Below are 11,627 nucleotides of genomic sequence, written 5' to 3'. Positions count from 1 at the left end.
TCTCATGGATGGATCCGGCACCCCTGACGGGTGGGGTCTATAGATGCCAACGGATGAAATGGGAGTGGAATGGATGACGAAAAAACCTTATGTCATTGATGCGGTAGTCGGGAACGGAAAAATGTTGGCTTCGTTGATGAAAACGGGCCGAATGGTTCGTCTGTGGTGGCCGCGGGTCGATTTTCCGCAGCATGTGGATGAAATTCTCGTGGGTCTGTTTACACCTGGAACGGGAAAACAAGTCCAGTGGACACACGAGGGAGCGTGGACGCATCAACAGCAATATGTAGAGGATACGGCCATCTTGGTGACACGGGCCAATCACCCGGATGGGTGGGAAGTGGTAGGAGAGGACATTGCCGCTGTCGGGGAAGAGGTATTGGTCCGCCGGTATACGGTGACCAACACGGGGGAGAAACGTCGGCCGGTTCAGTTTTTCCAGTATTCGTCGATGCCGATGGCAGAACACCCTCATTATCAGACGGTTGCGTTTGATCGGAGGGCGGATGCCTTGGTCCACTTCCGTCACGAATACGCCTGTGCGATCGGTGCGGATCGTGCCTGTGCCGGTTTCCAGGCGGGGGATGCCCGCCGGCAGGCGGAACAAGGGCGGCTTGGCGGCAACGACATCGAGATGGAGGCCAATGGGGCCCTGATGTGGGATTTGGGAGAGCTGAATCCCGGTGAAGGGGTGTCCCTGACCCTTTATTATGCCTTCGGCAACGGACCGGAGGCAGCGGTGTCGACCCTTGCTTATGCACGGGATACAGGTGCCGATGTTTTGCGTGAGCAGACGGTGCGGTTTTGGACGGATTATCTGGCCCAGGCGCGGCCGGTGGCTACGGGGCGGCCGGAATGGGATCGTTTGTACCGCCGTTCTCTGATTGTATTTAAATTGATGAGCGATCCGGATTACGGCAGCTTAATCGCCGCTCCCGAGTTTGATGAAGGCTTTACCCGCTGCGGCGGTTATGCTTATTGCTGGGGACGGGATGCCGCCTACATCACGACGGCGATCGATCGGGCGGGGTATCATGGCATGGCCCGCCGGTTTTATCGCTGGGCAGCAAATGCTCAGAGTGCCGACGGCTCTTGGGAACAGCGACACTACCTGGATGGCCGGGTGGCTCCTCACTGGGGTTTGCAGATCGATGAAACCGGATCGATCCTGTGGGGAATGTGGCAGCATTACCGGGAAACCGGGGAGGACGCATTCTTAATTGAAATGTGGCCCACGATCCGGAAAGGAGAGGACTTTCTGGTTGGTTTTATCGACCCGGAAACGGGACTTCCCCTGCCCAGCCGCGATTTGTGGGAAGAACGAAACGGAGAGCATACCTATTCGGCGGCTGCGGTCTACGGCGGGCTGAATGGAGCGGCGGCGGCTGCCCGGCAATTGGGGCATCAAGCCAAAGCTCAGTCGTGGGGGCAAGCGGCGGAAGCGTTGCAGAAAGCTTGTGATCGGCAGTTGTGGAATCCGGAGCGGGGATCGTTCCTGCGCGGGTTAAAGCTGGCCGTCACCGACAAGGAGTTTGTCTCTGCACAAAACCGGGGCGACCGGGTGGTGGTGGAGACAGACAGCAAAGGGCATCCCACCCACCGGGTATGGGAAGATGCCGTGATTGACATCAGCCTACTCGGGGTGAATGTACCCTTTGAGTTGTTCGATATCCACGACAAACGGGTGCAACAGACGGCGCAAGCGGTGGAAAACGCTTTGGGCGGCTCACCCGCGGGCGGCATCCTGCGCTATGAAGACGATCCCTATATCGGAGGGAATCCCTGGATTTTGACCACGTTGTGGCTGGCCCTGTACAAAATCAAAGCGGGGGATCGGGAGGGAGCAGAAACGCTCCTGGAGTGGGCGGTCCATCACCGAACCGAACTGGATCTGCTGCCGGAACAAATCGACCGCAACACCGGTGAAGCTGCTTGGGTCGTTCCCCTGACATGGTCTCACGCCATGCTGGTACTGGCAGTGCTGGATTGGATGGAGGCGGGGAAAGGGAACGAGTCCGCATCTTTAGAAGTGGTGGAGTGAAGCGTCTTGAAGTTGAAGCTACCGGTGAACCATTTAAAGGACGGGTCCTATACCCGTCTTTTTTTGTGGAATTCTTTGTTTATGGTAGTAGATCAGGCGGGTGACTACACAAAATACTCTTGTATTTTACGGCAAATGATTGCGGGGGGCGGTCGATAGAAAATGCAGAGGATTTGTCAAATAATCGGTCCGGTGTACGGAATGCGAGGGAGACGATTAAAATTGTATCGCAGGACCTGATTCAAGCTGTTTAAGTAGGCATGAAGAGACTCCGCAATCATCAGATTTAATCTCTTTTCTTTCGTATTTAGAAGGATTACTGGTTTTCCCAGAGAATAAGAAAACCCTATTTCCCACATGGTTCCGGGGTCTTCATCGTTGTAAACGGCGAAAACGATGTCTGTTCGTTTGATTGCACGTAGATCCGAAGCGAAAGTTTGTTTGCGAAACCCCATCGATCCAAATGGTAAGGGACTTTGATGTTTTCGCGGGGAGTGTACGTTCAGCCCTTTTATCGCTAATAGACCTTCCAGCATGGCTACTAATCTGATTTGTTCAGGATTAAAAAACGGACCGGCCAAGTATACTTTTCTACGCATGTGGATCCCTGATCTCAACTGTCTTTTCACGGATTCTCTTACTCCTTATTTTTTGATTTATAGTATGAAAACATGGAGCATCAGGTGACTTCATCGGTCCAAAGGGGGCATCGGTTCCATAACCGGTCTACCCGTCGTCTGTTTAGGGCCTGTCTGGTCATCACTTTTCCGTGAGAAAAAGGGAGGGTTGGTATGGCTTTTGGTTCGCCATTGCACTCATAGAGCACATGTTTCGCCTGGGTCACTTCGTTCCCGGTCTCGCTATGCGCTTTTTGCAACGAAACGAAGACAGCCATACCAACCCGGGATCTCGCGCTATGGATGGTTCAGACACGCCTTAAAATGAAAATCCCTATGGAGCAATACAATAAGGAGTAGTCACTTTTTATAAAATTTTTTCATAATTTTGATTGAAAGGAAGATTCGTTTCCGTTATACTATGGATTGATAAAATGGTTGGTATATATATCTAAGACGGTCCATGGAGAGGGAAAAGAAAGTGATAAGGAGAGGATTGCGTTGTTCATCAGACATTTGTCGGGATTAAATTTACTGAAAATTCTTATCTTTATCGGTATTTCAGCACTTGTTCTAGCCGGTATCGCTGGGGTGATCCAACCTGTGTCGGCGGAACCGTCACCCGATTGTACGTCATCCGCTTGGAACAGCATGCAGGTATACACGGGAGGGGATACGGTTTCTCACAACGGACACGAATGGAGAGCGAAATGGTGGACACGAGGAGAAGAGCCCCGCGTGATTGGTGAATGGGGGGTATGGGAAGACTTGGGATCGTGTTCGAAAGAGTCGGATCAGCCCGGAGGTCCTGCTGAACCAAAAGAACCCGCTCAGCCTGAGGGGAGAACACCCATTGAAACCCATGGTCCGTTGCATGTCTGCGGCACCAAGCTGTGTGACCAATCCGGCAATTCGGTTCAACTGCGCGGCATGAGTACTCATGGTCTGCAATGGTATGGATGGGGCAATTGTGTGACGGAATCTTCCCTTGATACGCTGGCATATGACTGGAACGCGGATATTTTGCGAGTTTCTCTGTATGTGCAGGAAGGGGGTTATGAGACGGACCCCGAAGGGTTCACGGCCCAGGTGAATCGGATTATCGAAGAGGCCACCGAGCGGGGGATGTATGTCCTGGTGGACTGGCACCAATTAACACCGGGTGATCCGATGGTTAATCTGGAACATGCCAAGACTTTTTTCACCGCTATTGCTCAACAGCACAGGGATAAGACCAACATTATCTATGATATCGCCAATGAGCCCAATGGGGTTAGCTGGTCCCGGATCCGGGATTACGCGCATCAGATCATTCCGGTCATCCGTCAGCATGATCCGGATTCCGTGATCCTGATCGGCACCCACGGCTGGGCCTCCCTCGGTATCTCCGACGGCCGCAGTGCCCGGGACATCGTCGATCACCCGGTCGATGCGGAGAACATCATGTATACGTTCCACTTCTACGCGGCTTCTCACGGACAGGCATACCGCGACGAGTTAGCCTGGGCGGCTGACCGTATTCCGATCTTTGTCACGGAGTGGGGGTCGCAGGAATACACGGGAGACGGTCCCAATGATTTTAACAGCACACAAGCTTATCTCGATATCATGAAGGACAAAGAGATCAGCTGGATCAACTGGAACTATTCTGATGACTGGCGGTCCGGTGCCGTTTGGAAAACGGGTACCTGTTCGAGCGGGCAGTGGACGGCTGATAACCTGAAGCCTGCCGGCCAATGGGTTCGGGACAAGATTCGGAACCGGTAGTGACCACGAGGGATCTGAGATAGGTATGAAGATTACAAAATGAATCGATGGACCCGCAACAAAAAACCTTTCACATAAAGTGAAAGGTTTTTGTAGTCTTGTTGATAGACTGTAATCGGGTAGAAAAAGCTTCCCTATTTAGTCGATTTTTTTGTACTTCACAAACAACCGGCCCTCGGCTACCTGGAGACGCGCTTTACACCGGTTGCCCGCAAGGATCGCACGATGTGGCAAACCATGTGGAGGATGTTTTTTGTACAATCATAGATCGTTTTAACGTAATAGAATATCTACACAAAAAAACTGAAGAAAAATTAACAATAGTGCGGTATAATCAGCGCGTAATCCAACGGGGAAAAGGGGAGGCATTCGGGTATTATGAAACGCTTTTTTCGCCAAGCCACCATGTGGCTGGCTGTGTTCGCCCTGGTGATGATGGCGATGATTCCGCAGACGGGGCAGGCCGCTTCAGGGGTGATCTCGGTCACTGATGCGATTGCCAACAACGAGGGGTCCGCCACGGTGGAGGGATTTATCGTCGGCACGACCAACACCGCCAGTTCTTTCAGTTCGGGACGATTTGAAGCACCGTTCTCCGTCAACACCAATCTGTTGCTGGCTGATGATCCCGGTGAACGGGACAAAGCCAAGCTGTTGCCGGTGCAACTGCCCAACAATGCCGTCCGACAGCAGTTGAATCTGGTGGATCATCCGGATCATCTGGGTAAAAAAGTACGGATCAGCGGGGATCTGGCCGCTTATTTTTCCGTTCCCGGCTTGCGCAACGCTTCCTCCTTCAGCTGGGTGGACGGTTCGGATGAACCGGCGGAAGCCGTAAGCATCGCTGAAGCGCGTACCTCTATGGGCAGTCGCGTGATCACCGAGGGTGTGGTCAATGTGGACAATGGGCTGCTTTTTCCGGGCAAACTGTCTGTCTATCTACAGGATGGGGAGGCGGGGATCCAACTGTTCAGCCACAACCCGGAACGGTTTCCCGAAGTGAAAAAAGGGGACCGGGTACGGGTGGAAGGCTTGGTGGGGGAACATGACAACGTCACCCAGATTCTCGTGGATGAGCTGGAGATCCAGGAGCGGAACCAACCCGTAAAAGCCAAAACCGTATCCATTGAACAGTACCGTGACCAGGAGGCAGCGGAAGCACTGGAAGGGCAATTGGTCACCCTGGAAGGGTTTGTCCGGAACGTGCCGGACTATTACAACGGCGGGGCCAATTTGACGGTGATCAACGAGGATTTTGATCCGCTGACGTTGCGGATCTGGGAAAGCACCGGCATCGACTTAAGCCAGTTGGCAGGCGATCATTGGTATCAGGTGACGGGGATCTCCAGCCAGTATCGCGATACGTATCAAGTGCTTCCCCGGGGACAGTCGGATCTGACCGTCTCCGATGTGCAAAAGGAGAAGCCCTCCACCGACGGCCGCGAGTTTCAGGCGGTGGTGGAACGGGTGGTCGACGGGGACACCATCCGCCTGAAGGATCCGGTTTTGGGAGCAACCAATGTTCGTTATCTGAATATCGATACTGCCGAAACCTATCACAAGGTGGAGAATGAACAGGATCAGAATCAGATGGATCATGGTAAACGCGCAGGTGCATATTTAGAAACCCTGTTGGCGCCTGGAGATACGGTCACCTTGAAATTGGGCGAAGAACCCCTGGATGGTTACGGCCGCCTGCTGGCTGAGGTGGTACGGGAAGACGGCCTCAACACCAATCTGAAGATGGTGGAAGAGGGGTATGCCGTTACGTATTTCATCTGGCCTTTCAAGAACGAGGAAGTGGAACGTTACGGTAGTGCCCTGAAAGAAGCCAAGGATGCGGGCAAAGGAATCTGGGACCCGGCTGATCCGTTGTTGGAATTGCCTTTTGTCTTCCGTGCCCGGGAGAGGGGAGATGAGCTGTATCGTCCGGTGGGTGATTACCGTACCCGCACATATGTTCCTGCTGACCAGTGGGAATCCATTCCGGATGAGTGGCGCGTCTTCTTCCAAACGGAAGAAGATGCCCAGCGTGCCGGTTATCACCCCTTGGAGCAGTCCCGAAGCGGACAGTTGGAGCAATTGCAGGTGCTCTTAAACCGGTACTACCAGGAAGAGAGGATGGAACGACGACTATACCGACAATTGGATCGGAGTTTCGATCGTTTGATTCAGTTGGAAAACCAACGACAACAAGCGGAAGAACAAGGGCATACCCGCTGGGCCGAAATCCGGGAGCTCCAATGGGAGTGCGCCAGGTCCAAGGCAGAACAGCAGTTGGAACGGGGTTTTCAACGAGGGTGGGTAACAGAGGAAGCCTACCATGCGCTGGATGCGTGGCTGAATCGATTAGCCCCTGTACGACAGGATCAGGGGGCCGCAGGAAATCCGGCGGCTTAAGACCTGTTCGGCCTGGGGTCTCGGACCCTGCGGATAGTTCAGATGTGTTCTAGGGCCTGTCTGGTCATTCAAGCTTGTATGATGTTATGGTGAGGACGGTGTGGCCGACTGAGATCCTTTGCGCTTTTTGCAAGAGATCGAAGACGGTCACACCGGACCTCTCCCTTTGCAATGGGTTTATCAGGACACGCTCGAATACTACAGTTGCAGATAAAAGAGCAGGCGGCGGTGTGAGAAGAGAGGGTGGTGGGATGACTGAGATCCTTTGTACTCATAAAGCACAAGTCTCGCCTGGGTCGCTTCGTTCCCGGTCTCGCTATGCGCTTTTTGCAACGAAACGAAGACAGCCATACCCGACCCGGAGTCCCACCCTAAACAATCAATTTCAGATGAGAAAATCAAACCGGGAGATCTGGATTCCAACCTCCCGGTTTATCTGTGGTAGGATAATGACAGGAAACTTTCAATCCGGAAAGGATGGTTTGATGGCACGCACTGAATCCAACATGATTCCCCTGGGGAGCCAAGCTCCTTCTTTTTCATTGCCCGATGTCGTTTCCGGCCGGACGCTTTCCCTGAAGGAATTAAAATCCGAACGGGCGACTGTTTTGATGTTCATCTGCAACCATTGTCCCTTTGTCAAACATGTCCAGGAACAACTGGTGCAGCTGGCGAAAGACTATCAACCCCAACAAGTTTCGTTTATCGCGATCAATGCCAACGACGCAGAAGCCTATCCCGATGATTCACCGGAAAAAATGAAGGAAGTGGCTGAAGAATTAGGCTATCCTTTCCCTTATCTGTTTGATGAGACCCAAGAGACCGCCCGGACTTATCAAGCGGCATGCACGCCCGATTTTTATGTGTTTGACGGGGAGATGCAACTGGTTTACAGGGGGCAATTGGATGATTCCCGGCCGGAGAACGGAATTCCGGTAACGGGTGAATCGCTCCGCGGTGCATTAGACCGCCTGTTGCAGGGAAAACCGGTTCCAACGGATCAAAAGCCGAGCCTCGGCTGCAATATCAAGTGGAAACAATAAACAGCGGGTGAATGCCAAAACCCAGCTTCCAACGATGGAAGCTGGGTTTGTTTGTTCCCTTGATATTCATGAAAATGAGAGAAATTTCATCCCGGAACGAGAATTCGTGCGTTAGATCGATTATAATGGAGGTGAAAACGATTGCATCCGTGCCATGCGGGTCTCACGGATGCCAATCAGTGGATAAAGGAGTTCTTCCATATGGCGACGATTAAAGATGTAGCCAAAATCGCGGGGGTGTCCCCGTCCACGGTTTCCCGGGTGATCGCAGGAAGCGACCGGATCAGCAACCGTACGAAAGAGAAGGTGCGGCGGGCGATGGAGGAAGTGGAGTACGTTCCCAATGCCATCGCCCGCAGTCTTGCGCGGGCCAACACGCGAACGGTGGGGTTCACTCTGTCCAGACGGGCGGATCAGGCTTTCTCCAATCCTTTTTTTTCTGAGGTGTTGCGGGGGATGTCCTCGGTAGCCCAGTTCCGGGATTATAATATTTTACTTTCCATCAGCATGAATGAAAGAGAAGAAAGGGAAAAGTGTCTGCGTCTGATCCGGGAGCGGCGCGTGGACGGGTTGATCGTCTCCACTTCCCGGGTTCACGATACCCTGATCTCCACTCTGGTGGAGGAAGAAACCCCTTTCGTCGTCATCGGACGCAGCGCCGAACATCCGGCTCTGTCGGTCAATAATGACAACGTTCATGCCTCCTATCAGGCGACGTTACACTTGCTGGACCAAGGGTATCAATCGATCGCCTTCATCAGCGGGCCTCGGGATCTGGTGGTGACATCGGATCGGGTGCAGGGGTACAAACAAGCCTTGCTGGAACGGCAGCTTCCGGTGGTACCGGAACGAATTGTGTCGACGGAGTTTTCCGAAGAAGAGGGATTCCAGGCGTTGTGCCGTCTTCGTTCTGAAGGAGTCGCCTTTGATGCAGTGTTGGCGTCAGACGACCTGTTTGCCTTGGGCGCATTACGCTTCGCCCATTATACTGGATTGTCGGTACCCAGTGATCTGGGGATCATCGGTTTTAACGACACCCCGATGATGACCTATACCCATCCGCCCCTGACCAGTGTCCGGATTCTCTCCTATGAATTGGGAGTGGAAGCGATGCAGTTGCTTTTGGACGGGTTGGAGCACCCGGAGCGGATGCAGACGAAAAAAGAAGTGGTGCTCCCTTCTCGCTTGGAAGTGCGGGAATCCACCAGACGGTTGGCGAAATCGTAAAAGGCCGATGATGGAATGAACAGGCTCATGGAATAGAGGGAGCCCCAGGTGGGAGGATAGCAGGGAAGTTGCCTTTCATCGGCTTCTCACCTGTGGTATCATGTTCAGAGGCTGTCGGACTTGGAATAAACGCATGGCAAAAGGATGACGGTTGATGATTTACTTAGATAACAGTGCGACCACCCGGATGGATCCCGAAGTGGTGCAAGTGATGACGGATGTCATGCGAAACATATATGGAAACCCATCGTCCCTTCACGGCTTGGGAGGGAAGGCGGAACGGCTCGTTACCCAGGCGAGGCAGGCATTGGCGCGTACGTTGGATGTCTCTCCTTCTTCCCTGGTGTTCACATCGGGCGGAACAGAATCCAACAACCTGGCCATTAAAGGGGCGGCCCTGCAATTCCGCAACCGGGGGCGTCATTTGATCACCACCCAGGTGGAGCACGCATCGGTCTATCAAGTGATGAAACAGTTGGAGCAGGAAGGGTGGAACGTCACTTATCTGCCCGTGGACAGCCAGGGACGGGTGGATCCGCAAGCGGTGGAAGACGCGGTGACCGAGGAGACGGTGCTGGTATCGATCATGCACGTCAACAATGAAACGGGGACGATTCAACCGATCCGTCAGATTGGGGAGCGGCTGCGCCGGTTCCCCAAAGTACTTTTTCACGTGGATGCGGTACAGGCCTTCGGTAAAGTGGAAGTGCGGCCGCGACAGTGGGGAATCGATCTGATGACGTTATCCGCTCACAAATTTCATGGCCCCAAAGGAGCAGGGGTTCTTGTCATCCGGGAAGGAATCCGGCTCACCCCGTTGTTGGTCGGAGGGGGGCAGGAAGAGGGCTTTCGATCCGGAACCCAGAACGTGCCCGGGATTGTCGGGCTGGCCAAAGCAGCCGTACTGGCTGATCAGCGGCGTAGGGAGATAGGGCCCCGCTGGGCGGAATGGAAAGAAGCGTGGCTGAAGCATGCCAGCGAAACCTTACCCGGCATGCGGGTGAACGGAGATGTGAGCCGGGAAGGGGGAGCGCCCCATCTTTTCTCCCTTTCGTTTCCGGGCTTGAAATCGGAAGTGATCGTTCATGCCCTGGAGGAAGAAGGGGTAATCGTTTCCAGCAAATCCGCCTGCTCTTCCAAAGGGGAAAAACCCAGTCGTATTTTGAAGGCGATGGGTTTGCGTGACGAGGAAGCAATCGGCTCCATCCGGGTCAGCATGGGGTTGATGACGGTGAAAAACGAGACGGAGAGGGCTCTTGAGGCCCTCAAGCGGGTGATTCCGCGACTACAACGTGTGATGAAGGTGCATGAATCATGAGCGATTGGATCCTGGTTCGGTACGGGGAGTTGGCCTTGAAAGGGCGGAACCGTTCCGACTTTGAAAACCGACTGATGCAAAACATCCGGTTAAAACTAAAAACCTATTCCGGTGTAAAGGTTAAAAAAACGTTTGGCCGTATCTTTGTAGAGCTGAACGGAGAACCGATGGAACCGGTGATCGAATCCCTGCGGGATGTCTTTGGTGTGGTGGGGATTTGTCCCGCCAAGAAAGTGGAGACGGATTTAGGCGTTATTCAGGAAGCGGCATTGCAGTTGGTACGGGAGCATGCCCCCCTTCCCCGCACCTTCAAAGTGAAAGCGAAGCGGGCACATAAGGGTTTTCCCCATCGTTCGGACGCGATCAACCGGCAAGTGGGAACCGCCGTACTCCGGGAATTCGAAGGAATTCGAGTCGATGTGCATAATCCGGAACTGCTCCTGCATATAGAGGTGCGAAAAGAAGCCGCATATCTGTACGGACGGGATGTTCCCGGTCCCGGCGGGCTGCCCGTCGGCAGCAGCGGCCGGGTGATGCTGATGCTCTCCGGCGGGATCGACAGTCCCGTGGCCGCCTATTTGGCGATGAAACGGGGAGCGACGGTGGAAGCGGTCCACTTTCACAGTTATCCTTTTACCAGTGAGCGGGCCAAGCAAAAAGTGGTCGACTTGGCCCAGATCCTGACCCGGTACGGGGGCGGCATCCGATTGCATGTCGTGCCTTTCACGGATATCCAGACCCAGATCCGGGAAAAGTGTCCCGAATCGTATCTGATCACCGTTATGCGCCGCTACATGGTACGGATTGCCGAGGCAGTGGCGAGGAAACAAGGGGCATTGGCGTTGGTGACCGGGGAGAGTTTGGGGCAGGTGGCGAGTCAAACCCTGGAGAGCATGAACGCCATCAATGATGCGGCATCCCTTCCGATTCTTCGTCCCCTGGTCGGCATGGACAAACAGGAAATCATGAATTGGTCGAAACAGATTGGGACCTATGAAACGTCTATTCTTCCCTATGAAGATTGTTGTACCGTTTTCCAGCCTCAATCACCGGTTACCCGTCCCAGTGTGGCATTGTCCCGGGAGTTGGAGGGGAAACTGGAGGTGGAGCGGCTGGTACAGGAAGCGGTCGAGAGGGCGGAACAGATCGATCTGAAGCCCGATCAGCAGGAGAACGAGTTCCAATACTTTTAAAAACCATCCGGCTTGGCCGGG

The 11,627-nt window shown here is 53.7% G+C and carries 8 protein-coding genes; 7 read left to right on the top strand and 1 reads right to left on the bottom strand.

Translation table 11 applies throughout. From position 1 onward, the window contains the following. The first annotated feature begins 43 nt into the window (after positions 1-43). Positions 44-2,041, top strand: coding sequence for a glycoside hydrolase family 15 protein (locus JOE21_RS04650; protein WP_309862989.1), 1,998 nt, complete (start codon positions 44-46; stop codon positions 2,039-2,041). A gap of 176 nt (positions 2,042-2,217) precedes the next feature. Here the strand turns inward: JOE21_RS04650 and JOE21_RS04645 are convergent, their stop codons facing one another. Next, a complete protein-coding gene (locus JOE21_RS04645; protein ID WP_309862986.1) occupies positions 2,218-2,670 on the bottom strand; it encodes a nucleoside 2-deoxyribosyltransferase in 453 nt (150 codons plus the stop codon). A 489-nt stretch (positions 2,671-3,159) separates the two neighbouring features. Between JOE21_RS04645 and JOE21_RS04640 the strand changes: the two genes are divergently transcribed. The 6 genes from JOE21_RS04640 to thiI all read left to right on the top strand — a co-directional run bounded on the left by JOE21_RS04640 (position 3,160) and on the right by thiI (position 11,606). Continuing rightward, positions 3,160-4,425: a cellulase family glycosylhydrolase gene (locus JOE21_RS04640; protein WP_309862984.1), complete on the top strand. Its 1,266-nt coding sequence runs from the start codon at positions 3,160-3,162 to the stop codon at positions 4,423-4,425. Positions 4,426-4,803: 378 nt separating this feature from the next. Beyond that, positions 4,804-6,825, top strand: a complete 2,022-nt coding sequence (locus tag JOE21_RS04635) for a DUF6359 domain-containing protein (protein ID WP_309862982.1) — start codon at positions 4,804-4,806, stop codon at positions 6,823-6,825. 485 nt (positions 6,826-7,310) lie between these two features. Next, complete coding sequence (locus JOE21_RS04630; protein ID WP_309862979.1) at positions 7,311-7,868, top strand: thioredoxin family protein; 558 nt, start codon at positions 7,311-7,313, stop codon at positions 7,866-7,868. Positions 7,869-8,069: 201 nt separating this feature from the next. Then, complete coding sequence (locus JOE21_RS04625) at positions 8,070-9,095, top strand: LacI family DNA-binding transcriptional regulator (protein WP_309862976.1); 1,026 nt, start codon at positions 8,070-8,072, stop codon at positions 9,093-9,095. 154 nt (positions 9,096-9,249) lie between these two features. Further along, positions 9,250-10,413 (top strand): cysteine desulfurase family protein, encoded by a 1,164-nt coding sequence (locus tag JOE21_RS04620; protein ID WP_309862974.1) that lies wholly within the window; start codon positions 9,250-9,252, stop codon positions 10,411-10,413. After that, a complete protein-coding gene (gene thiI / locus JOE21_RS04615) occupies positions 10,410-11,606 on the top strand; it encodes a tRNA uracil 4-sulfurtransferase ThiI (protein WP_374709315.1) in 1,197 nt (398 codons plus the stop codon). The genes JOE21_RS04620 and thiI overlap by 4 nt, the downstream gene beginning before the upstream one ends. Positions 11,607-11,627 lie beyond the last annotated feature (21 nt).

This window comes from Desmospora profundinema, assembly GCF_031454155.1.
In the GTDB taxonomy this organism is placed as follows: Bacteria; Bacillota; Bacilli; order Thermoactinomycetales; family DSM-45169; genus Desmospora; species Desmospora profundinema.
The sequence above is the reverse complement of the archived record's forward strand: the minus strand, read 5'-3'. Positions and strand labels throughout refer to the sequence as shown.

What these genes read in the sequence shown, in the direction of transcription:
- JOE21_RS04635 (WP_309862982.1), top strand. Translation starts at nt 4,804, where the DNA reads ATGAAACGCTTTTTTCGCCAAGCCACCATGTGGCTGGCTGTGTTCGCC.
- JOE21_RS04625 (WP_309862976.1), top strand. Translation starts at nt 8,070, where the DNA reads ATGGCGACGATTAAAGATGTAGCCAAAATCGCGGGGGTGTCCCCGTCC.
- JOE21_RS04650 (WP_309862989.1), top strand. Translation starts at nt 44, where the DNA reads ATGCCAACGGATGAAATGGGAGTGGAATGGATGACGAAAAAACCTTAT.
- thiI (WP_374709315.1), top strand. Translation starts at nt 10,410, where the DNA reads ATGAGCGATTGGATCCTGGTTCGGTACGGGGAGTTGGCCTTGAAAGGG.
- JOE21_RS04620 (WP_309862974.1), top strand. Translation starts at nt 9,250, where the DNA reads ATGATTTACTTAGATAACAGTGCGACCACCCGGATGGATCCCGAAGTG.
- JOE21_RS04630 (WP_309862979.1), top strand. Translation starts at nt 7,311, where the DNA reads ATGGCACGCACTGAATCCAACATGATTCCCCTGGGGAGCCAAGCTCCT.